We start from the raw sequence: 22,180 nt of genomic DNA, 5'->3' as shown, positions 1-22,180 counted from the left end.
GCGAGCCAGGCCCTCAGGACCGCGAGCCGTTCAGTCTGCACGGCTGGTCTCGGTCGCGACCTCACCGCAGTGGGAGGGTGTGAGGATGACTTCGGGATTACGCGCCCAAAGCCGATGCAGTGCGTTCAGCGTCCCGCGGTAGGGGCCGGTCTCTCCCAGCAGTGCGGTGGTCAGGCGCGGCGGAGGCACGTCGTCCCGCACAGCGCCGCTGGACCAGGCGGCGTCGGCGATCAGGAACCGGGTGCGGTCGTCGGTCTGGCGCACCAGCAGACCCCAGTGTCCGGGGCAGTGGCCGGGCAACTGGACCGCCAGCAGGGAGCCGTCTCCGAGCAGGTCCGCGCCCGTCTCGAACGGGGCCATCTCCGGGCCAAGCGCAACCTGCGGCCTGTCCTCGAAAAAGACCGCGCGAGCGTTGATGTCGGCCGGGGCGAGGGCGGCCAGCACGCCATGGCGGACGCGGGAGACCCGGCCCTTGCGCTGGACCTGCGCCAGCCCGGAGCGGGCGCAGAAGATGCGGGCCCGGGGAAAGCGGGTCAGGCCCGCGATGTGGTCGCCATGGAAGTGGGAGACGATGACGGCGCCGATGTCGTCCGGCGTGAAGCCGAAGGCGGGCAACTGGTCGGCGACTGCGTCGCCGGGCTCGAAACGGACCGGGGTGGTCCAACGGTAGAGGCGTTCGGGAAACGGCTCGGTGGCGGCGAAGAAGGCAGGATCATAGCCGGTGTCGAACAGCACCGGCCCCTCATCCGGATGGACGATTAGAGCGGCCAAGGCCGGGAAGACGGCAGGGGCGAAACCGGCGTCGCGGCGGGTCATGACGGCGGGATGCGAACAGGACCCGGCGCGCAGGATATGGACGCGGCAGCGTTTCACGACGCCGCCAGCCCGGGCGCGACAGTCAACGCCGTTTCGACCGCGTCATGCGCCGGTTCATAGCCGAGAAGCCGTCGCGCCTTGTCCAGGTCAAAGGTCTGTGTCCATGCCAGGGTGGACAGGGTGTAGGGCGTCAGCACGGGTTCGGGCCTTCCCGGCAGGATGCGGCACAGGGCATCGGCCCCGACCGACAGCGCCTGCCCCAGGACGAGCGGGATGGAGGCGATGCGAACCTCGACGCCGAGCGCCTGTCCCAGCCGACCGACGAGATCGCGGACCGGCAGCGCCCGCCCGCCGGTGATGTTGATCGCCTGCCCGCCGGCCGCCTCTCGGTGGACGTCGGCCAGCCGGATCGCGCGGGCCGCATCGCGGACATCGGTCATCTCGACCAGCGCACGCCCGCCGCGGAACAGCGGGAACCGCCCCCGCTTCACCAGCCGCAGGATGCGCGGCAGCAGCACCGCGTCATCGGGTCCGATAATCGCGCGGGGGCGGATGGAAACGGTGCGGAAGCCGGGCGCGTCCGCCGCGACGACGAGCCGTTCGGCCTCGCCCTTGGTGCGCGAATAGGCGTTCAGAGGACGCTTGGGCCAGGGAGTTTCCTCGGTCAGTCCGGTCTGATCGGCCCAGCGGGCATAGACCGAGGGCGAGGAGACGAAGACGAACGATCCGACGCCCCGTCGCCGTGCAGCCTCGAGCAGGTCGCGAGTCAGGTCCACATTGGCGCGCTCAAAATCGGCGTCGGGGCCCCATGGGCTGGACAGGGCGGCGGCGTGGAAAACCACGTCTATGTCGCTGCACAGCCTGTTCGGACCGAGTTCGAACAGGTCCCCCGACAGGGTCTCGGCACCCATCGCGCGCAGCCGGGCGATGGCGCCCGGACTGCGTCCGGCGGCGCGGACGTCGTAGCCCTCGTCCAGCAATGCCTGTGTCAGGGTCAGCCCGAGGCCGCCGGTCGCACCGGTGACCAGCGCGTGCCGGCTCACGTCCTCAGCACCATGGCAGCGAGGCTGATGCCCGCCGCGGTGCCCAGAAGCAGGACGGTCTTGCCGGGACCCAGCCGTCCCGTCGCATGGGCCTCGACCAGCACCGTCGGAAGGGAGGCTGCGATCTGGTTGCCCCGGGTGGCGAATATGTCGATCACCCGATCCGGATTGCCGCCCATGAGCCGGCGGGCGTGTTCGAGCGCGGGCCGGCTGGCTTGGTGGCCGACGATGACATCGACGCTCTCGCGGGTAAGACCCGCCTCACCCAGAACGCGGTCGATCAGGGCGGGCAGGGTCTTCGAAGCGGCCTTGAAGATACCGAACGGATCCATCCTGAAGCGGGCACCATAGGAAAACGCCTCCAATCCATCGTCCAGGCGGACGCGGGTTCCGCCGGAGCGGACCGATGCGAGGTCCTTGCCCGCGCCATAAGTCTCGAAACCGCGGGCCAGCAGACCCGGGCCATTGGGGTCGTCACCCGCCTCGACGCACACGGCCGCCGCGCCGTCACCGAAGATGGCGGCAGAGGCTGGCGTGTCCCAGTCCAGTCCGCAGGAGGGGATGTCGCTGGACACGATCAGGGCGCGGCGGAACCGGCCGGTGGCGAACTCCATGGCGGCGACGTCGAGCGCAGTCACGAATGAAAGGCAGGTCTGGTTGACGTCAAAGGCCCAAATGCCGGATTGGCCGAGACCCAGCGCGTCCTGGATCAGCACTGACGCACCGGGGATGGGCTGTTCCATCACCCCGCAGGCACCGATCAGGACATCGATATTGCCCGTCTCCCAGCCTGCCATCGCCAAGGCGCGTCTTGCGGCCTCGGCCCCCATCATGGAGGTGGTCTCGTCGGGGGCGGCGACGCCGCGGGCGGCGATGCCGAACTGGGCTTCGGTCCAACCCACAGCCTGGCCAAAGACGGCATCCAGCGCCTCGGACGACCGGCGTTCACGCGGGGCATAGGCCCCGAGGCCGGCCAGGATCATCGGTGTCATGGTGTCACGTTAGTCTCGCCGTCGAAGGCCGTCCATGCGCCTGCGTCAGACTTGCGGCTCGATCTCATGCCCGCTTCGTGCCGCACGCGTGAGGTATTTCCATCCAAGTGGTGGCCTTGCTGTGAAACGAGAAGGGTGACACCGCCCAACACTTGGTTCTGGCCGCTCCGGCATCGGTCGAAAGTGACTGGACAAAGCTGATCAGCAGTGCCCCAGCCTGACGAACGGGGTGCGAAGCGAAACTCGCCGAACAGCCAAGCCTCAGGTGCGCCAGAATCGGTCATTCACTGAGCGCCAGAAACACGACATTCAGCCATACCGTCTCAGCCTGAGATCGTCCGCTTTTCGGTTCGATGCCTTTGGCCGCTCCCGACCCAAAGCGGACATTGAAGCCGCCCAACGGTAGGGGGCTGACCGGCGTTCAATGGTTTCGAAGCACTTTGTCTGCAGGTTGAGCAGATGAAGACGGGATCGAACTCCGTGCAGCCCGACCTCGACCGCCGTTCCGCTGGAAGGGAGCGCTGTGTTTTGCGCTGCCGGATTACGCACGGTCCTTGGGGCGAGGGTGTCGACGGAGTTGTTCGGGATTTGCACGAGGGCGGCGCGCGGCTTCGCTTAGGTTCTAGAAGCAACGTGTCAGGCCGGATCAAACTTGAGATACAGCCGTCCGGTTCTCTTCATGCGGCGGATGTCGTTTGGCAACGCGGCGATGAAGTCGGGGTTCGATTGATCGCCACTCTGGACCAGACAGTCGAACGACAGATCGAGGCGTTACGGCTGGCCGGCGCACAAATGCGCAGGCCCACACTCCGCCCGAAGGGCGACGAGGGCTACTAGGCCGCCGCATCCGAAGGCTGTCACGAACGTGGTGAGACTTCCCAATCTGCAACAACGGAGCCTCCCGCCACCTCCGCTCCGGACCTTTTGCTGATAGGCCGCGCTCTCACCTGTTGCGGACCTTTGATCGTCCCGCCACAAGGGCGGGCATGTTGGAGCGGATCAAGTCGTGGGCCAGAAGCCTGAAGCGTGATGTCGTTGCTCTCTGGATCGCGGCTCGTAGCCCCCGGACCCCTATGGCTGCAAAAATCGTTGCCGGTGCTGTTGCGGCTTACGCACTCAGCCCCATCGACCTCATCCCAGACTTCATTCCCATACTGGGCTACCTCGACGACATCGTGATCGTGCCGTTGGGGATTGCTCTGGCTGTTCGTTTGATCCCCGCCGCCCTGATGGCTGAGTTTCGAGCGGAAGCTGTTTCGACGGCAAGGCCGGTCAACAAGCCAATGGCGATATTGATCGTCATTCTGTGGCTCGTCGCGTTCGTGATCGCTGCTACTTGGCTTTGGCGTAACGTCCGCTAACCGCCCTCAAGCGACCGTCGGCTCCCGACCCAAAGCGGACATCGCAGTTCGTGGATGGCGATTGCGCCTGCCCTGACCGGGCGGCCTTATTGCCGGGATGATGGCAGGCCGACACATCTATCACCGCGTCATGAACAGCCCAACACGTCGTCGCACAATGCATGGGAGGCGGATCTCTTCGGGCGGGCTGCGAAGTAGCGGAAGAGTTGGTCGATCTTGCCAAAGCCGCGACGCTCGGTGCTGGCACAGCACCGCTGATAACAGAGCTTTACCTTTCCTTCAGAGCGAAGATGCATGCTTTGCGGCTGGAGGGGAAATGCTCAGAACGCAAACATTCGTCGCGGCGGTCACTTCGCTTCTGTGGATCGTCCTCTGCAGCCCTGCGACCGCGCAATCGGAACCGATCGTGGACCTGAGCCTGGAGGAAATCCTGCAGGCGAACGTCACTTCGGTAGCAAAACGCCCGCAGCGAGTGGAAGAAACCGCAGCGGCCGTATTCGTCATAAGCCGGGAGGACATCCGGCGTTCCGGCGTTACTACGCTGCCAGAACTCTTCCGAATGGTTCCAGGCATGGAAGTGGCTAGCCTTGCATCCGGCAACGCGGCCGTGACGGCGCGTGGATTCAATGGCCGGTTCTCGAACAAGCTGCTGGTGCTCGTCGACGGCCGGGCGATCTATCTGTCGACTCTGTCGGGCGTGCTTTGGGATCAGCAGATGCCGCCCGTCGAGGATATCGAGCGGATCGAGGTGGTCCGTGGGCCAGGTGCCACACTCTGGGGCGCCAACGCTGTGAACGGTGTGATCAACGTCGTCACCAAACATGCTGCTGATACGCTCGGCGCACTTGCTGGGGCTCGCTACAGCACCGACGACGACGGACGAATTGTCTTCCGCTTGGGCGCCAGAGTGGGCGAGCACGGAGCTTTGCGGGCGTATGTAGTCGGACACCAAGGAGAGGGTTTCGCCTACGCGGTTCCCGACCGCCGCAGGGATGATTCCTCCGCCGGTCAGGCGGGTTTTAGATATGATTTCGAGCCGAACCAGACAGACTCTTTCACGCTCCAGGGCGATGTGTACCGGGGCCGGTCCACTCTTTCGCATATTGAGCCGCCGGCTGCGGTCGGCCCCCCTGTCGGTTCGCGCTTCAGCGGACAGAACCTCCTTGGACGCTGGACCCGAACCGGTGAACGTGGAGTCAGTTCTCTACAGATATACCTAGACCATGTGGAGCGGCAGGAAGGCGGATTGGATGGCGTCAGCGATCAGGCGGACATCGACTTCTCGCAGTACTACGCTCTCGGCGATCGCCATCAGGTCGTATGGGGTGCGGGGTACCGGTGGCGGAGCGACCGGGTTGACGGAACCACGCCGTTCCTCCGGTTCACTCCGGAAGAGCGCAGCGACAGCTGGTATGGTGCCTACCTCTCGGACGAGATCACCTTGGTGCCCGACAGGCTCCGTGTCTCTCTCGGCGCAAAGATCGAGCACAACGAGTATACTGGGCTCGAAGTCCAGCCGAGCGCGCGGGTCGCCTGGACCGACCCCCGTGGATGGACGACATGGGGCGCGGTCTCGCGCGCCGTTCGCACGCCTTCTCGCTTAGAGACAGCGCTTCAAACCAGCGATCCGATCATCGCAATCGCCGCGGCGGGCGATCTCGCCGCTGAGGACCTGCTCGCTTGGGAAGCCGGCTGGCGCGGACATCTCGGTCCGGCTGTGTCGCTGGATCTGACAGCCTACCTTCACCAGTACGACAACCTCCTAGTCTGGAACGCCACGCCAGCGACGGCGCCAGGCCAGCCTTTCCTCACGCTGGAGTTCGCCAACGGTGGTCGCGTAGAGACTATGGGGTTCGAAGCCGCAATCGACGCTCGTCTCACGGATCGATGGACGGTCAAGGTCGCAGCTTCCACTATGGACATGGATGTCTTGGAGAGAGGCTTTGTCGTGCCGGGGCTTGATACCTTTGACCCGGAACGATCGCCCGGCAGCCAACTTTCGGTACGTTCCTGGTTCGACGTTACTGAGACGATAGATTTCGACGTGTGGGTCCGAGAGGTCGCGAGTGCCAGCCTCGTCGAGGCGTATACAGATCTGGACCTCCGGGCCTCGTGGCGCCCCACCCCGAATCTTGAATTATTCATACTCGGCGAGAATCTGATCGAGCAAGAACGGATGGAAATCGTCGAGACCGGCTTGGGCAGTCCGTCCGCTTTTGTCCAACGCCGTGTCTGGTTCGGCGTAACGGCTCGGTACTGACATGGACCGCCGCCCCTTCTTAATGATCGCTATCGCGGTCTCATCACTTGCCGCAGGCACGGCTCATGCCCGGCAGGCTTCAGCGCCTCCGGACGCCGGAGCGCGGGCAGCGATCATCTACAATTTCACGCGGTTCAGCAGCTGGGACGCCAGTCGCTTTGCCACACCTTCAAGCCCCGTCGTGCTCTGTATTCAGCCTCGGCACGCTCTCGCCGCGCATTTGGCCTCGTTCAACGGCCGCCCCGTAGGCGACCGATCGTTGCAGGTGCGGCAAACAGGTACCTTCGATCGAAGCTGTCACGCCGCTGTCGTAGGCCCCGCGGAAGCCAATTCGGCGAGGCTGGCCTCGCTCGCTCGGGAGGGCGTTCTCACTATCGGCGACTCGGAAGGTTTCATCGCAAACGGTGCAATCGGGATCATTACCGTGGGACGGCAAATCCGGTTCGAAATCAATAACCGCAACGCCCGCAACGCGGGAGTCGTCCTGAGCTCCAGTCTGCTGCGACTCGCAGTCATCGTTCGATGATTCACCGTATTGGCCGGTTCATCAACTCGTCGATTCAGGCGAAGGTTGCCGCTGTAGCAGTCGCAACTGCTTTGGCCGCGCTCCTCGTGGCCTACCCCACATTCATCGTCAACGAATGGCATAGCGACCGGGGGAGGCTGTTGGAGCAACGCGAGGTACTTGCGGACGTCCTTGCTGCCAACGTCGCTGCTACTCTCGTTTTTCAGGATCGTGAGGCTGCGCGGGAAACACTGGGGTCCGCGGCGAAGATCCCCGGAGTCAGCGCGGTATGGCTATTCGACGCCGCAGGTAGTCCGTTCTCCGCGTACTCGGCCGATCAAGCCAACAGCCCGCCGGCCTCCGCCTTTGTGGCAACCGGCTCGCGGTTCGAGCGGGATCGGCTGGTCATCAGTACGCCCGTGCAACTCGATAATGAGACAGTGGGCACGCTCGTGCTGATCTCCACCCTCGATGAGTTGGAGCAGATGGTGCTCGGCTATACCTTGGTATCGCTTCTCGGCCTCCTCGGCGCTGTCGCCCTCGCGCTGGTTACCTCGACGTGGCTCGCACGCGGGGTCATCCGTCCTGTCCGCGTGCTCTCCCACGCCATGTTGGCCGTCAGGGAGAGCGGAGACTTCGATCTTCGGGTCGCTCCGGAGGGCAATGATGAAATGGCTGCGCTTACCGGAGACTTCAACACCCTGCTGCAGCGGCTGCGCGACAATGACTCTGCGCTGCGGACAGCCATGGTGGACTTGGTCGAAGCGCGGGACCAGGCAGAGGGAGCCAACTTGGCCAAGTCTCAATTCCTGGCGAACATGAGCCACGAGATCCGCACCCCCCTCAATGGGGTGCTCGGTATGGCCCAGGTGCTGGAAAAGGCGAGTCTGCCCGCGGTTCATCAAGAGAAGGTAGCCGTCATTCGCGCTTCCGGTGAACTGCTTCTCACGGTCCTCAATGACATTCTCGATATCTCCAAGATTGAAGCCGGGAAGCTGGAAATCGTATCGGAAGATTTCGAGCTCGCCGGCGCAGTCCAGGCGGCCTTCGACGCGTTCGAGGGCCTCGCGCACGAGAAGGGTCTGGATTGCAAGCTGGCCCTTGAATCCTCCTGCGAAGGCTTCTGGCGGGGAGACTCGATGAGAACCCGACAGATCCTGTCGAACCTGCTTGCGAACGCGATCAAATTCACCGAGTCCGGCTCCGTGAATGTCGAGGTCCGCGCACGAGACACAACCGTCGAATTCGTTATCTCGGACACGGGCATCGGTATGCCTTCAGATGTTCTCTCGCGACTTTTTTCCAAATTTTCCCAGGCGGACAGTTCAACCACTCGCCGCTTCGGCGGATCAGGCCTAGGTCTAGCGATCAGCCGGGAGCTGGCCCAGCTCATGGGTGGCGACATCCTCGTCGAGAGCGCGGTGGGCCGTGGCTCGCAGTTCACCTTGCTGCTGCCAATGCAGAGGCGGGCCTGCCCGGCCGCACAGCCGACGACGCCCGCGGAGAGCCCGCCGTGCGCGCCCGGCGCGCAACCGCTTCGGATTCTGCTTGCCGAGGACAACCCTACAAATCAGATGGTCGCGCGCGCGCTGCTTGAGCCTCTGGGGGTCGATCTCCGCATAACGTCAGATGGCCTCGAAGCCCTCGATCGCTGGCGCATGGAAGACTTCGATCTCGTCCTCTTGGATATCCAGATGCCCCGGCTGGACGGCGTGGGCGTCGCCGTTGCCATCCGTGCTGAAGAGACGCGGACGGGCAGGGCTCGGGTTCCGATCATCGCGTTGTCCGCCAATGCCATGGCGCACCAGATCGCCTCATATCTCAGCGCGGGCATGGATGGGCACGTGGCCAAGCCCATCGAGGTTAGCAAGCTCTATGCCGTGATCGAGGAGGCCGTTCACGGCCAACCGATCCCGACCCGCCCAAGCTCAAGTCTCGACGATGATTCAATGCTGTCCGCAGCGGATGCGACGAGCCGCCAGTTCGGCTGAGAGTTAAGTTCCGGCCCACTCGCCCCTCTCCAAGAACCTGTACGGCTCCCGTTTGCTCTGGGACAATTCGGGATCGATCGAGGGGCGGCGTCTGACCTGCAGCATGTTCCAGACGCACGTGATGATCCTACAGCTCCGCTGGCGGAAATCAGGCTAGCGCCAGTCCCACGGTAGCAATACCCAAAGTCCGCTTTCCCCCCTCAGCGGACCTTGGGAGGGTCCGCTTTCGGGCCGAGTGCCTACAGCTCAATCTGCTCTGATATGGACAAGGCGTCATCAACCTCGATGCCCAAATAGCGGACAGTGCTCTCAAGCTTTCCGTGTCCAAGAAGTAGCTGGCAAGCGCGGAGATTGCCGGTCTTCTTGTAGATCAGCGCGACCTTCGTCCGTCTCAGGCTGTGTGTGCCATACGCGCCCACGTCCAGGTCAATCGTTCGAACCCAACTATCCACGAGCCGGGCATACTGCCGGGTGCTGATGTGCTCGCTCTTTTGCAGGCGGCTTGGAAACAGCCAATCGCATGGATGATCGCCACGGGCTTCTAACCAACGGGCAAGGGCATCCCGGGCTGGCGGAGTAATTTCAAATGGAACGGGCCGACCAGTCTTTTGCTGGACAACGACCGACCTTTCACGAAGAGCGCCGCCCTGAACCACATCACCGATGCGCAGCTTTACAAGGTCACAGCCTCGTACCGGGTGCCATAGCGATCCTGGTTATGCTGCTGATAGTTCTGAGCGGCGGCCGGCGTCGCAACGAGTAGGGCTAACGCTATTCCGCCGACAGTGAGGGAGCTGAGGCTTTTCATAGCCGTCATCCATTTTCGAGGGTTCGGCCAAGCGCCGACGACCGATGTTGAGACTCGCTTGGTGAATGCGGCAAACCATGACCGTTCACCGCTGGTTCATCTCCATCGGGAGGTCTGTGGGGCGCCAACAGGTCCCGCGGAGTCAACCCAACCGACCGGCAAAAATCCGCGGCACGGGGTCAGCCACAAGGTCTCCGTTGGGTCGGGAGCCGACTTTTCCCTGTGGGTGGTGAGCGGTCATTCGAACGGGTCCAGAAGCCGGACCCGTTGACGGGCACGGGATTTAGACGCCAGCACGGGAGTGGTGGGCTGACAACGGCGCTGCAGAGTCAAATGCTGGACTCCCACGAGGCGGCACAGAGGCTCGACCCTTTCGTCCAAGCTGCGGAGTGTTGGTCGGCGGAGGCCGGAGACAAAATCCGAAGTCTCCGTCAAAAGGCGTCGGAGCCCATGGAAGGTCTTCGTCCAAGCCCGCAACAAAGCCCACGTGACCGTGGATATGACGGTGCCGAATGACGGCGCCCGGAACCCTCAGCGCAACCTCCGCTGTGGTCTGGTTCACCAGTGAAAGCCGCATGCGGGACGCGCCCGCCCGTCGACCCGCGGTCTTGAGCTGGGCCAGCAAGGCCGCGGCCCCGGCAGTTCCGCGCGGTTCGAGCCAAACGACATCGATGATGTCCAGAATGGGTGCCTCACACTCCGACATCTTCCCGAGTTGTCCAAGTGCAACGGCCGACAACCGGTCGTCGTCACGCCATCCATAGAGCATTGGCAGTTCGGCACGATCTGGGTCGGAAAATCGGTCTTGCAGAGCCCGGGCGGAGCGGTCGGCGATCAGCGACCCTGTGTTCCGGAGTTCCGCATAGAAGAGATTGATCGCGGCGGCGTCCGTCCAGGGATCCAAGGCCGACAATCCGGCGGCGTTGGGTCCGGGCGGCCTCTCACGTCCGCCGCTGAACAGTTCTCGGGACGGCCGGCGATTTCGGTAAAGCGAGCGGGCGATCCGCTCCGAGAGGATTGTCATCGGTGCAAGGGGCCAGACAATCTTGGTATCGGCCCAGTCCTGGGGGAAGGCCGTAAAGCCTTCGCGCGAATAGATTGGAGCGGCCCGATCATTGCTGTTGAAGATGGACGTCGCGAACACGTCAGGCTGACTGCGGAAGGCATCGAGTAGCAGGCGCGACCCACCCTTGGCGCGTGGCAGGACAATAAGGGAATAGCCCGTAGCTCCCGAGAGGGAGGTGCCGCGAAGTGCGTAATCCTGCCTGATATTACCCAGATAGCCACAGACCCCTTCGTGGTCTTCGAGGACCCATCCGGGGTAACCCTGACCGAAACGATGCACCCATTCCCAACCGGCTTCACTACGCTCTGGAAACCACGCCCAGCGGTGCAGGTCGTTCAAGGACTTCCAGTCTGTGGAAAGGACTTCTCGCAGGCTAGGCATGGTCAGGAGGCCATCGAACGGATCAGTTGCAGGGCGATCCTGCGCGACTTCGGATCGGACACCCGTCGCCAGCAGAAAATCAGGTCCTCCAGTTCAGGGTCGCCAAGGTTCATAACCTCATGCGCCAGCAGGGCGCTCGACCGGGATCGATCTGTAATCAAGGTGGGTGCGGCGGTTGACTGAGGGTTCATGAGCCTATCGACCTGATATGGGACACTGGCGGTCTATCCTGCGCCCTGCATTGCAGAGACCGCGCCATAGGCACCGAAAGGCGCGGGCCAGGTCGGAATGCTGCGAGACGGGATGGAGGGCGTTCGTGGACTTGAACCACGGACCTGCGGCTTAAGGGGCCGCCGCTCTGCGCAACTGAGCTAAACGCCCGTCTCAACCTGATACAGGCTGGAAAGCCCTGCCCACATCTTTGCACCGGATATGCCAATCCCCGGCTCTTCCCGTTCAACGCTCTCTCGATACTGCTGGGTCTCGGCCTGCCCGACGGGCATTTCTCCCGCGACGGAGCCTCACAAAGGGTCCGCTATGGGTCGGGAGCGGAAGCTCGCCCGAAGGTGGAAAGCGGACCTTTACCGGAGTAGCGTTCCTGGTGCTCCAAGCTCGGCTGTTCGACGATTTCAAAGGCTCGACGGTCCTGCTGGTCTGGGGAGACAATGCCGATATGGCTGTCTTGTTGGATCAGGTTCGCGCGCTCGATAAGGACCGGCCTATCGCTTACGTCGGGCATGGTGAGAACGCGGTAACGATCACATTCTCTTCCGAGGCTGGCAGGTCGCATGTCAGATCGGGCCCAGCGATGTCGTGGGAGTGTGCTGGGGACACGCTGCGTCGAATGGCGGAACTGATTGATCCCCTCCTGAACTCAACGGGGCATCAGTTCGTCGATGCCGATGGTCAGGTTGACGAGGTCGTCATTGCGGCCAACGAATACCCTGCAGATTTTGGTCGATAGGGTCCGCGCCGGGTCGGGAACAGACGATCGCCTGAGGGTGGAAAGCGGACGCTCACGCAGCGCTGGACGGCAGGCATTGGGGAAAGCCCCAAGGGCATGCCGCCCGTCGGACCTTGAAGGACAAAGCGGAACCGGCCTAAGCCTCGACCATCTTGAGGAGCGTCACCCATGTCCGGATCCCACCGCGGCCCTTGCGACGCCGGACAGGTCCGGGCCGCGCCGGTGCCGGACAAGGTCCTGTCTCAGGCTCACAAGCGGTGGATTCTGGCCGCGACTGTGCTGGGGTCCAGCCTGACCTTCATAGATGGCTCGGCGCTAGGCGTCGCCCTGCCAGCGATCCAGCGCGATCTCGGCGTGGGCCCTGCGGCGGCGCAATGGGTGTCCAACGCCTATCTATTAACGCTCGGTGCGCTGGTGCTCATTGGCGGCGCGGCAGGGGACCGGTTTGGGCGGCGCAAGGTGTTCCTGATCGGGGTGATGATCTTCACCGCCGCCTCGATCGCTTGCGGCCTGGCCCCGACGGTCGAGGCCCTGATCGCCGGGAGGGGGGTGCAGGGCGTTGGGGCGGCTCTGCTAACGCCAGGGGCGCTGGCCTTGATCGGGGCGACGTTTCCGCCCGAAGAGCGGGGCCGCGCTTTCGGGACTTGGGCCGGGGCGGGGGCGTTGTTCGGTATGGCCGGGCCGCTGGTCGGAGGGTGGCTGGCTGACGCGGCCGACTGGCGGGCGATCTTCTGGATCAATGTCCCGCTGGCGGTGGCGACGGTCCTGATGACACTGAAGTTCGTGCCGGAGAGCCGAGACGAGGATGCGTGCGGACTGGATTGGGCCGGAGCCGTTCTGGCCATGACGGGACTGGCCGCCCTGACTTGGAGCCTGACGGCCGCACCGGATCGAGGGCTGGGTGAACCGGTCGTTATAGGTGCGGTGATCGGCGGGGCCGTGCTGCTGGTGGGGTTCGTAGTCGTCGAGGCGCGGCTGAAGCATCCGATGATGCCGCCGGCATTGTTTCGCTCGAAGGTGTTCAGCGGGATCAACGCGCTGACCCTTCTGCTGTATTTCGCGCTCGGCGGCGCCATGTTCTTTTTGCCGTTCGACCTGATCCGGGTCCATGGCTGGAGCGCCACTGCGGCGGGCAGCGCGATGTTGCCATTCGCGGCGGTGATGGGCCTGTTCTCGGGCGCGGCGGGGCGGATCGCCGACCGGTTCGGGGCGCGATTGTCGCTGACTGTGGGCCCCGTGCTGGCGGGGATCGGCCTGTTTCTCCTGGCTTTGCCCGCACCGGGAGCCGGATATGTGGAGGGGCCTTTGCTCGGGATGACGGTGCTGGCGGTCGGGATGACGCTGGCGGTGGGGCCGCTGACGGCGGCGGTGATGGGGGCGGTCGAGCCGGAGCACGCGGGCGTGGCCTCGGGCGTCAACAATGCAGTGGCGCGGATCGCGGGCCTGCTGGCGGTGGCTCTGTTGGGGCTGGTGCTGTCGGCGGTGTTCACGGGGCTGGTCGACGGTGAGGACGGGCGGGCCCTTCTCGGCCGGGTCATGGCGGGGGAGAGCGACGACGCCCAGGCAGCCGGGGCATTTCACAACGCGTATCGCATAGTCATGATGGTCTGCGCGGCGGCGGCTGTGCTGGCGGGGGTCGTTGGCCTGCTGAGCGCGCCGGGGCGCGCGTCCCAGAGCGCCGCCTGAAGATCATCTATCGGCCCGCTAGGAATTAGCGCTCGGATGCTTTGGGCGTGCGAGGCGGGACAGGTTGAACTGGCGTTGTGACGATAGGTTTTGCACCTTCTAATCAGGCCCAATTTTGGGCGACTGAGCTGCACCCGATTTCGTCGATACTAAGTTTGAGTGTTTTTGGTTTTGACCGGGGTGAAAAGCGGACGTTCCTTACCGCCGCTATGAGTCGGGAACGGTCAACCACTTCCGATCCGAAACCGGACGGGGTGAACGACGACCGGGGTTGGGAAGCGGATAGTCGTCAACCGGACGTGACTGATCGATTTAGTCGCTCGTTGAGCCGCTTCCCCGCTCGAAAAATTGTGCTCGTGGTGGCTACCGCAGTGATTGCATCCCCCCTCCGCGGGTTTCTCGCCGCACGCTCAGCAAAGACACGCGGGGTGAATATCCCAAAGCCACGCAGTTCGATCCGCCTGCCTTGACCTAGGGCGGTTTCGATATTGCCCAAGATCGTCTCAACCACCCGCCGCGCGCCCTCGGTCCCTAAATGTGGATACTCGGCGGCGATACGGTCCACGAGCTCTGTTTTTCTCATTCTTCTTTAAAGCGGGCCAAGTGCGACCTGCCAACGGTAGTTCTGAAAGCGGTCGCCGCCAACGACCGCAACGGGTCGAGAGCCGACGGTCGCTTATTGGCTCGAATGAGGCTCTACCGGCAGGATTGGATCATCATTCAGGGGCCTTCTTGAAGCTCTCTTTCAGCTTTCTGATCGCCTGCTTTTTGGTTCGCCATTCCCGTAGATCGAAGTCCGGCTCACGGCGGGTCTTCTCATCGGGAATGATGTCCTCGACCAAGTCAGCGATCCGTTGTTCAGAGGCGATCTCCCGGTCGAGCATTTCCTGCATGTCGGTCCATGCCTTGCGCTTCTTGAGCTTTCTGCTTTCGGCAATTTCTGAAAGAGCTTCCGCCCGGCGGGCAACGAGCTTGTCCCATTTTGCCTTGTCATCCGGCGTCTCCGGTCCGTTGTAGGTGACCTCCGTGGTGCGCATGTTGAGGCGGATTTCATGGGGATGTGGAACGGGCTCAGGGCGGGGTTCGCCCCGCGCGTCGCAAGCGAGGAATGCTTCCTCCCAGCTTTCCTTGTATTCCACCGCTGATTTGAACAGAGCCAGGCGATCTTCAAGCGTCTTGTCCTGCACGGCCTTGACCATGCCTGCGAGAGCGATCTGGGCCCTATGGCTTCCTTTGACAGCAGCTACACCAAGGCTTCGGATCACGGCCTGGATTAGCGGCAGCTCTATGACCTGGTCGTTTTCCCGGACCTGGATGGGCCGAACCGCCTCCAGCAGGATGAGGTCGCCAAGGTGGTGAGATAGCACGGGGTCATCCGGCTGAACGGGCTTGCGCTTCTTCGGCGGTCGTCCCCTTGGATTGCCGGAGCGGCCCTTCTGGAACTGGTGCTCAGCCGGAGGCTTGGCGTAACCCACGAGGGCCGTGCCAGCTTTGATGCTTGCCGGCCGGTCGTTCATGCCGCCAACCCTTTGAGCCGCTCGGCCAAGACGTCATCGAACAAAGCTCCGGTCGCCTGCAGCACCGCCGGCTTGCCGATTAACCGCTCGAAGCGACGAACGATGCCGTCGCAGTAGTGCGGATCGAACTCGATCAGGCGGGCGGCTCGGCCGCAGATCTCCGCGGCGATCAGAGTCGTGCCCGAGCCGCCGAAGCCGTCCAGCACGGTATCCCCGCGCTTCGAACAGTCGCGAATAGCGTCCGCCACCATGGCGACCGGCTTCACGGTCGGGTGCATTGCCAGATCCTCTGCTCGGGTCGAACCAATGGAGCTGATGCCAGCATAGTCCCAGACGTTGGTGCGATAGCGGCCTGTGTCGCCGAGTCCGAAGGTGTTGGTGTGAGGCGCTGCCCCGACCTTGTAGACGAACACCAACTCATGCTTGGAACGGTAGAAGGTCCCCATTCCGCCGTTGGTCTTGTTCCAGACGCACAGGTTCTTCAGCTCGGAGAATACCTCCGCCCCGGCGTTCAAAAGCTCCGTCATGTGCCGCCAGTCCATGCAGACGAAGGCGATCGCGCCGTCGCGGCAGTTGGCGGCCATGGGCTTGAGCGCATCGGCGAGGAAGCCGGTGAAGGTGTCCTGACTCATCTCCCCGACGCCCATGGCGAACTCGCGGTGGCGGATGCGGCCCGAGCCGCATACGTGGCCGTCGATCGGCACATTGTAGGGTGGATCGGTGAACACCATGTCCACACGCTCGTCCCCCAGGAGCGGGGCGTAATCAGCCGCCTCGCGGGCGTCCCCGCAGACCAGGCGGTGCCGGCCTAACACCCACACATCGCCCATGCGCGTGACCGCCTCCGCGGCGATCGACGGGATCTCATCCTCGACGCCGGGCGGTGCCTCAGGGTCCCGTTCGCGCGCCGCGTCCAGGGTGAAGTCGACCTCGGCCAGCGAGAAGCCGGTCAGGGTGACGTCGAAGTCCAGGTCGATCAGGGCCTGCAGCTCGATGGCCAAGATGTCCTGATCCCAGCCTGCGTTCAGAGCGAGCTTGTTGTCCGCCAATACATAGGCCCGGCGTTCTTCGGGGCTGAGGTGCGAAAGCCGCAGCGTGGGCACCGTTTCCAATCCCAGTAGTCTGGCCGCCTCCACCCTGCCGTGGCCGGCAATGATCTCGCCGTCGTCGCTGACCAGCACCGGGTTGGTGAACCCGAACCGTTCGATGCTGTCGGCGATCTGGCGGACCTGTTTGCGGGAATGGGTCCGGGCGTTGCGGCTGTAAGGCCGGAGGTCCGAAGGCGCGCGGGGTTCGACGACTCGGGGAGCAGGGGGTGCGTTCATGCAGTGAACATAGCACGAACATTAATTCGGTTAGTCCCGGCTGACGCCGCTGTCCACAGGGCCGAAAAAATATACCTCGCCGACTGGACTGCGGTTCGGAACGGAGCGTCAGTGTTTGCGCGCCCGGCCACTCCGGGCTTGTGCCGGTGGGGGCGAAGAGCCCCCACGGACGCGGGCCCTTGATGACCACCACCCACTCAGCTGACATCGACTGCGCGGGCCTGGGCGAGCTCGGCCTGGAGCCCCTGCGTACAATCTGGCGCGAGCGCTTCGGAGCCCCGCCCTCGATCCGCTCGCCGGAGATCCTCGCCCTGATGCTGGCCTGGCGCATTCAGGCGGCGCGCGGGTGGGCTCGACGGCGAGCTTCGCCGCACGATCCGCCGCCCGGCCTCGGCGCCTGTCGCAACTGCGCTCACCCCCGGCACGCAGTTGACCCGGGAATGGCAGGGCGTGCGGCACGAGGTAGTGGTGGAGCCGGACGGGCGTTTGCGCCATCGCGATGAGCTGCACCGCAGCCTGTCGCAGGTCGCCCGCAAGATCACCGGCTCGCGCTGGAACGGGCCACGATTCTTCGGACTGCGAGGCGAGGAGGACGGGGCATGAGCGCTCGTCCCGTCGTTCGCTGCGCCCTCTACACCCGCAAGAGCAGCGAGGCGGGGCTCGATCAGGCCTTCAACAGCCTGCATGCCCAGCGTGAGGCTTGTGAGGCTTATGTCCGAAGCCAGGCCAGCGAGGGCTGGAAGATCCTGCCTGATGTGTATGACGACGGCGGCTTCTCCGGCGGCAACATCGAGCGACCGGCCCTGAAGCGCCTGCTGGAAGACGTCGATGCTGGCAAGGTCGACACCATTGTCGTCTACAAGATCGACCGGCTAACCCGGTCGCTTGCCGACTTCGCGCGCATCGTCGACCGGCTCGACAAGGCGCAAGCCTCGTTTGTCTCCGTGACCCAGTCGTTCAACACCACGACCTCCATGGGCCGGCTGACCCTGAACGTGCTGCTCTCCTTCGCGCAGTTCGAACGCGAGGTGACCGGCGAGCGCATCCGCGACAAGATCGCGGCCTCCAAGGCCAAGGGGATGTGGATGGGCGGCCTGCCGCCGCTGGGCTACGACCCGCCGACGGATCGGGCGACCCGGACCCTCGTTCGCAACGAGCCTGAAGCGGAGCAGGTCAGGACGATCTTCAACCTGTATCTGGAGCTGGGGTCAGTCTCGGCGCTCGAAGCCCGGCTGGCGCAGGAGGGGAGGCGCTCCAAGGTCTGGGTCAGCGCAAAAGGAACTCGCTCGGGTGGCATCCCTTTCAGCCGCGGTGCCCTGTTTCACATGCTGCGTAACCGCGTCTACCTTGGCGAGATCGTCCATGGAGAGAGCCGCGTCGTCGGCTGCCATCCGCCGATCGTCGAACCAGACCAGTTCGAAAGAGCCCAGGCGCGGCTCGCCGCCAATACCCGGGCGCGCAACGAGCGACCGCTGCGCTCTGCTGAGCTCCCACTGAGAGGACTGGTGTTCGACGCCGACGGCCATCCGATGAGCCCTTCATTCGGCTACGGCCGGGGCGGGCGAGTCTACCGCTACTATGTCTCGGCACCGCTGCAGCAGGGTCGCAAGATAGAGCCACGGGAGGGGGTGCTTCGTCGAGTCTCTGCCGAAGCCCTTGAGGAGGCGGTGCGGACCCAACTCATGACGGTGACTCCCGGAGGAGATGACCGCCCGTTGGCGGCGCTGCTTAAGCCGGTCCAGCGAATAGAGGTGCTCCCGGAGGCGCTCCGGATCGCCTTCCTGGCGAAGGCCTTACCCCGGGACGTGCGTGAGAGGCTCAACCCTTGCGACACCAACGCCGACCGAGTGGTGTTAGTGGCCCCCGTCCGTTGTCAGGCGCGAGGCGGTCGGACGTGGGTGCTTACCCCGGTCTGCGGATCGGCCGTCCGCAAGGCACGGCGCGACCCGGTGCTGGTTAAAGGTCTGCGGCAGGCCCACAAGATCGCCTCCGGTCTTGGGTGGCACGCAAGCGATGGCGCGTTCTCTGGCTCAGGCAAGGCACCGACCAGCAGTTATGAGCGCCGGCTTTGGCCGCTGGTGTTTCTCGCACCCGATATCCAGCGGGCGATCCTCGAAGGCCGGCAGCCGCCAGCGCTTACTCTGGACCAGTTGCTCAGGATGCGTATCCCGACGGACTGGACCGAGCAGCGGCGGGTACTCGGCTTCGGCGGGAAATGATCCCTGTTTCGCTCGGGAACACTCCCTGTTCTGTGGAATATCGATCCCTGTTCCGGGCCAAAATGGTCCCTGTTCCAAGGAATATTGTTCCCTGTTAAATTCGAGCCGGTTGGAAGTTCAGCCAAGGCGACTTGCCCGCACTGACTGGGTTCTCCGGCTAAAGAGGATTCCAGGGCGCGAGACGGGTCGCTCGAAAAAGAACTGATTTCCCTGTTCAGGCCGATAACAGGGAAACTCCACCAGATCCGGTTCGCGCAGAGACTGGCCCGCCAACGGCGACGGAATGCCGGCTCTGGCAGGGGCATAACAGCGGACTGTACGGGAGTTTGGCGGCGAATAGCCCCGAGGTTCCGGGCCCTTACGGGCCCGGGGTCAGTTCAGAGAACTGTCCCGGGGGTGAGTGGCGGAGAGGGTGGGATTCGAACCCACGGTGCCCGCAAAGGCACGCCGCATTTCGAGTGCGGTACATTCGACCACTCTGCCACCTCTCCGCGGGGCCGATACACGCTTGGTCGAGCGAGCGGCTTCTCTAATGGGCGACGGCCTGCGCCGCAAGCGGTGGACCCGAGAAATCACGTTAGCGCTGCGCAGGCAGGGGCAGGCCGAGGGCCTCGCCTGTGGACAGGTCGCCGTCAATGACGCGGAACAGCTCGGCCGGACGGCCGCCGGTGGCGGCAGACAGCCTGCCCGTAGGCTCGACCAGACCCGTGCGTTCGACGCCGCGGCGGAAATTCTGCTTGTGCAGCGACAGGCCTGCGATGGCCTCGGCGGCGGTCTGGAGTTCGGACAGGGTGAAGGCTGCCGGCATGAGGTCAAACAGGACCGGTCGGTATTTCAGCTTGCTGCGCAGGCGGCCCAGCCCCGTGGCGAGGATGCGGCGGTGGTCCGAGGCCATGGCGCGACCGGGAGCGTCGACGCTCTGTGGGCGGTTCTGATCCCGTGCCGCCTCGGCGACCAGGCCGGCCTCGTAGAGCAGTTCGTAGCGGTCCAGCACCTGACCTTCGTTCCACCGGTGCGAAGGGCCGGTCGCGAACAGGGACTCGACGCGGGCCTGACGTCGCGGGTCGCTCTCGGCCCAGCCCGTAAGGTCGGCGATCAAGGCGGCGAGGCAGGCGGGGGGACCGTCGCGCCGGTCTTCCCACGGAAAGATCTCGAGCACCGGAGTCCAGCGGGCTTCGGCCTGCGGGGCGTCGGCGGCATCGGCGGTCAGGGCCAGATAGCTCACCGAGACCTCGCGGCGACGGTCCGGCCCCGGCGTGGCTCGAGGCGACGCACGGCCCAGATCGCCGAAGGTGTAAAGCTGTTCGACGAAGCCGAGACGGAAACCGGTCTGGTCGGTGACGAAGTCGCGCAGGGCCCGTTCAAAGGTTCGGTCCCGGGCCGGGTCGAAGGGGCCGAAGGGCAGGGCGGCGGCACCCGCTTCGCCGGGTGCGGCATCGCCCGGGGTGGTGAGGACACAGGCCTTGCGGTCGCGGAGCGCAATGACAACGGCTGAAAGGCCGATCCGGATGCCCTGTTCGCCCTGACCCTCCATGCCCGCTACGTGCGTCCCGCATCTGCAGTGGACGCCACGCCGGTGGCCTCGGCCAGGATCCGGTAGCGTTCGATATAGCGCCGCTGCGCCTCGGGGGCGGGCAGGGGTTCGATGATCAGGTCATAGCCCGTCGGGGGAGCCCCGAAGAGGGTCAGGGATTCCTTCTTGCTGAAGCCCGCCAGCTGGGTCGCTTCGAAATATGCACAGGCGACATCGGCCTTCTTGATCAGGGTCTTGATCTCGACCGGGTTCTTCGGCGGCAGGCCGAAGCGGACGTGAATGGCCCCTTCCAGCCGGGCCTCGAAGGCCTTGTAGTTGACGCCCAGCGCCGCCTTGAAGGGCGAGATCATGTCGCCGATGACGTATTCGGAGGCGTCGTGCAGCAGGGCCGCCAGCCGCCATTTCGGCTCCAGGCCCGGCTTGAGGTGGGCGGCGATCTCCTCGACGACGCAGGAATGCTGGGCGACGGAGAAGGCGTGTTCGCCGACGGTCTGGCCGTTCCAGCGGGCCACGCGCGCCAAGCCGTGGGCGATGTCCTCGATCTCTATGTCGAACGGCGAAGGGTCGAGCAGGTCGAGCCGGCGGCCGGACAGCATGCGCTGCCAGGCGCGGGGCTCTTTGGCTGAGGGGCGGGGCTTTGCGGCCAAGGTCTGATCCTGCTCTCGTGGGCAGGGTTGGTGACGCATCAAGGCGACGCGATCAAGACCGTAGCCGCGACCCCGATCGCTTATTCGCCGACGTTGAGCGCGACGAGCGCCTTGGCGTCGTTGAAGGCCCGACCCCGATTGTTGTCCCTTGACCGGACGGTGGCGACGACCAGCGGGCCGCCGATCGGGCCGCGCGCCTCGTAGCCGACCAGACGCCAGCCCGATGGGGAATCCCGGTTGTCGGTCAGGATCCAGCTGGTCCGGGTCGCCTCGCCGCCGGCGCTGGTGCGGACTTCCGCGGCATCGTACTGGGCGTTGATGCTGACGCTTTCGCCGTTACCGCCGGTGCCGCGGATGCGGGCCGAGCCGGTGCTGTCGTTGGCATCGATGTGGAAACCGCCGATGCGCACGCTGGCCTGGTCACCCTTGGTCTCGATTCGCATGCCGGGAAGGCTGACCGTGGCGTCGTCTCCGTTGGCGTCTATCGCCACGCCCGGCCCTCGCACCGAGGCGTGGTCCGCGCCGGCGGCGGCGCGGTCTGCCGAGGCTGCCGCCCCATCCGCCCGCGCGGCGGCCCTGTCTGCGTCGGCCGAAGCCGCGTCCGCGGCGGCGCTCGCCGCATCCGCCGCCTCGATCCGGGCCGTCTCGGCCTCGGCCGAGGCCTTCAACTGGGCGACGGCGGCGGGGAGATCGCCAGACAACCGGGCCTCAAAGCCCTTGAGCGCCTCGGCGGGGGTTTCGTCGTCCAGCGCCACCAGATGCAGGCTGACCTCCGAGCCCTTGGGTCCGACATAGGTGCAGACCGTCCCGTTCGCCTGGGCCGAGCCCTTGCGGGTCAGCGAACCCATGGTCTGGGGGCATTGCAGGGCATCGACGACCTTGAGCACGCCCTTGGCGTCAGGGTTCTCGCTGCGGCTCGAGGAGATGCGCACCGAGTTGTCGCCGTCGCAGGCGGACATAAGCGCCGCGACGGCGCAGACGGTGGGAATGAGAAAGGGACGAAGGGTCATCGTCTGAAGTCCTGTAGGTGATCCCATCCTGAGCGCGCCGGCCCGATAATCCAGT

19 protein-coding genes, 2 tRNA genes and 1 pseudogene are annotated in these 22,180 nt (G+C 64.7%); 9 read left to right on the top strand and 13 right to left on the bottom strand.

All coding sequences use genetic code 11. The annotated features are described in order from the left end of the window. Window positions 1-30: 30 nt before the first annotated feature. From ACP7AS_RS10580 to ACP7AS_RS10570, 3 genes are read right to left on the bottom strand one after another with little or no spacing between them, the layout of a single operon-like run. Window positions 31-873 (bottom strand): MBL fold metallo-hydrolase, encoded by an 843-nt coding sequence (locus tag ACP7AS_RS10580; protein ID WP_426028840.1) that lies wholly within the window; start codon window positions 871-873, stop codon window positions 31-33. Continuing rightward, window positions 870-1,859, bottom strand: coding sequence for an NAD-dependent epimerase/dehydratase family protein (locus tag ACP7AS_RS10575; protein ID WP_426028839.1), 990 nt, complete (start codon window positions 1,857-1,859; stop codon window positions 870-872). Before ACP7AS_RS10575 ends, ACP7AS_RS10580 begins: the two co-directional genes overlap by 4 nt. Beyond that, on the bottom strand, window positions 1,856-2,851 hold the full coding sequence (locus tag ACP7AS_RS10570; protein WP_426028838.1) for a 3-oxoacyl-[acyl-carrier-protein] synthase III C-terminal domain-containing protein: 996 nt from the start codon (window positions 2,849-2,851) through the stop codon (window positions 1,856-1,858). Before ACP7AS_RS10570 ends, ACP7AS_RS10575 begins: the two co-directional genes overlap by 4 nt. A gap of 459 nt (window positions 2,852-3,310) precedes the next feature. On the opposite strand from ACP7AS_RS10570, the gene ACP7AS_RS10565 reads away from it, so the two are divergent. The 5 genes from ACP7AS_RS10565 to ACP7AS_RS10545 all read left to right on the top strand — a co-directional run bounded on the left by ACP7AS_RS10565 (window position 3,311) and on the right by ACP7AS_RS10545 (window position 8,968). Continuing rightward, window positions 3,311-3,688 (top strand): PilZ domain-containing protein, encoded by a 378-nt coding sequence (locus tag ACP7AS_RS10565; protein WP_426028837.1) that lies wholly within the window; start codon window positions 3,311-3,313, stop codon window positions 3,686-3,688. A gap of 236 nt (window positions 3,689-3,924) precedes the next feature. Then, entirely contained in the window at window positions 3,925-4,212 is a 288-nt protein-coding gene (locus tag ACP7AS_RS10560; RefSeq protein WP_426028836.1) for a YkvA family protein, read from the top strand. Window positions 4,213-4,528: 316 nt separating this feature from the next. Beyond that, the gene (locus ACP7AS_RS10555) at window positions 4,529-6,472 is read left to right on the top strand and encodes a TonB-dependent receptor plug domain-containing protein (protein WP_426028835.1); all 1,944 of its coding nucleotides are present in this window, start codon (window positions 4,529-4,531) and stop codon (window positions 6,470-6,472) included. Window position 6,473: 1 nt separating this feature from the next. Beyond that, window positions 6,474-6,998 (top strand): YfiR family protein, encoded by a 525-nt coding sequence (locus tag ACP7AS_RS10550; protein WP_426028834.1) that lies wholly within the window; start codon window positions 6,474-6,476, stop codon window positions 6,996-6,998. Next, entirely contained in the window at window positions 6,995-8,968 is a 1,974-nt protein-coding gene (locus tag ACP7AS_RS10545) for an ATP-binding protein (RefSeq protein ID WP_426028833.1), read from the top strand. The genes ACP7AS_RS10550 and ACP7AS_RS10545 overlap by 4 nt, the downstream gene beginning before the upstream one ends. A 239-nt stretch (window positions 8,969-9,207) precedes the next feature. Here the strand turns inward: ACP7AS_RS10545 and ACP7AS_RS10540 are convergent. The 3 genes and pseudogenes from ACP7AS_RS10540 to ACP7AS_RS10530 form a co-directional block, all read right to left on the bottom strand. Beyond that, window positions 9,208-9,648, bottom strand: a pseudogene (locus tag ACP7AS_RS10540) (tyrosine-type recombinase/integrase); the annotation flags it as partial. A 411-nt stretch (window positions 9,649-10,059) separates the two neighbouring features. Continuing rightward, window positions 10,060-11,181: a hypothetical protein gene (locus ACP7AS_RS10535; RefSeq protein WP_426028832.1), complete on the bottom strand. Its 1,122-nt coding sequence runs from the start codon at window positions 11,179-11,181 to the stop codon at window positions 10,060-10,062. 346 nt (window positions 11,182-11,527) lie between these two features. Next, window positions 11,528-11,604, bottom strand: a tRNA-Lys gene (locus ACP7AS_RS10530). A 220-nt stretch (window positions 11,605-11,824) separates the two neighbouring features. On the opposite strand from ACP7AS_RS10530, the gene ACP7AS_RS10525 reads away from it, so the two are divergent. Together ACP7AS_RS10525 and ACP7AS_RS10520 are read left to right on the top strand one after the other, a co-directional pair. Continuing rightward, entirely contained in the window at window positions 11,825-12,187 is a 363-nt protein-coding gene (locus ACP7AS_RS10525; protein WP_426028831.1) for a hypothetical protein, read from the top strand. A 168-nt stretch (window positions 12,188-12,355) separates the two neighbouring features. After that, window positions 12,356-13,873 (top strand): DHA2 family efflux MFS transporter permease subunit, encoded by a 1,518-nt coding sequence (locus ACP7AS_RS10520; protein WP_426028830.1) that lies wholly within the window; start codon window positions 12,356-12,358, stop codon window positions 13,871-13,873. A 289-nt stretch (window positions 13,874-14,162) separates the two neighbouring features. On the opposite strand, the gene ACP7AS_RS10515 is transcribed toward ACP7AS_RS10520, so the two are convergent. The 3 genes from ACP7AS_RS10515 to ACP7AS_RS10505 form a co-directional block, all read right to left on the bottom strand. Beyond that, the gene (locus ACP7AS_RS10515; RefSeq protein WP_426028829.1) at window positions 14,163-14,456 is read right to left on the bottom strand and encodes an HU family DNA-binding protein; all 294 of its coding nucleotides are present in this window, start codon (window positions 14,454-14,456) and stop codon (window positions 14,163-14,165) included. A gap of 133 nt (window positions 14,457-14,589) precedes the next feature. Beyond that, window positions 14,590-15,390: a DUF5681 domain-containing protein gene (locus ACP7AS_RS10510; RefSeq protein ID WP_426028828.1), complete on the bottom strand. Its 801-nt coding sequence runs from the start codon at window positions 15,388-15,390 to the stop codon at window positions 14,590-14,592. Further along, the gene (locus ACP7AS_RS10505) at window positions 15,387-16,715 is read right to left on the bottom strand and encodes a site-specific DNA-methyltransferase (RefSeq protein ID WP_426028827.1); all 1,329 of its coding nucleotides are present in this window, start codon (window positions 16,713-16,715) and stop codon (window positions 15,387-15,389) included. Before ACP7AS_RS10505 ends, ACP7AS_RS10510 begins: the two co-directional genes overlap by 4 nt. A gap of 375 nt (window positions 16,716-17,090) precedes the next feature. Here ACP7AS_RS10505 and ACP7AS_RS10500 point away from each other — a divergent pair, with 375 nt between their 5' ends. After that, window positions 17,091-17,318, top strand: coding sequence for a DUF2924 domain-containing protein (locus ACP7AS_RS10500; RefSeq protein ID WP_426028913.1), 228 nt, complete (start codon window positions 17,091-17,093; stop codon window positions 17,316-17,318). Further along, entirely contained in the window at window positions 17,315-18,934 is a 1,620-nt protein-coding gene (locus tag ACP7AS_RS10495) for a recombinase family protein (protein ID WP_426028826.1), read from the top strand. Before ACP7AS_RS10500 ends, ACP7AS_RS10495 begins: the two co-directional genes overlap by 4 nt. 401 nt (window positions 18,935-19,335) lie before the next feature. On the opposite strand, the gene ACP7AS_RS10490 is transcribed toward ACP7AS_RS10495, so the two are convergent. The 4 genes from ACP7AS_RS10490 to ACP7AS_RS10475 all read right to left on the bottom strand — a co-directional run bounded on the left by ACP7AS_RS10490 (window position 19,336) and on the right by ACP7AS_RS10475 (window position 22,125). Beyond that, a tRNA-Ser gene (locus tag ACP7AS_RS10490) sits at window positions 19,336-19,425 on the bottom strand. Between the two features lie 86 nt (window positions 19,426-19,511). Further along, the gene (locus tag ACP7AS_RS10485; RefSeq protein WP_426028825.1) at window positions 19,512-20,468 is read right to left on the bottom strand and encodes an NUDIX hydrolase; all 957 of its coding nucleotides are present in this window, start codon (window positions 20,466-20,468) and stop codon (window positions 19,512-19,514) included. 5 nt (window positions 20,469-20,473) lie between these two features. After that, window positions 20,474-21,064, bottom strand: a complete 591-nt coding sequence (locus tag ACP7AS_RS10480) for a YfbR-like 5'-deoxynucleotidase (protein ID WP_426028912.1) — start codon at window positions 21,062-21,064, stop codon at window positions 20,474-20,476. A gap of 131 nt (window positions 21,065-21,195) precedes the next feature. Next, entirely contained in the window at window positions 21,196-22,125 is a 930-nt protein-coding gene (locus ACP7AS_RS10475; protein WP_426028824.1) for a methyltransferase type 11, read from the bottom strand. Window positions 22,126-22,180 lie beyond the last annotated feature (55 nt).

It is taken from the genome of Brevundimonas sp. TWP2-3-4b2, from assembly GCF_049897345.1.
In the GTDB taxonomy this organism is placed as follows: Bacteria; Pseudomonadota; Alphaproteobacteria; order Caulobacterales; family Caulobacteraceae; genus Brevundimonas.
Note: the sequence above shows the minus strand (reverse complement) of the source record. Positions and strands in the feature narration are given on the sequence as shown.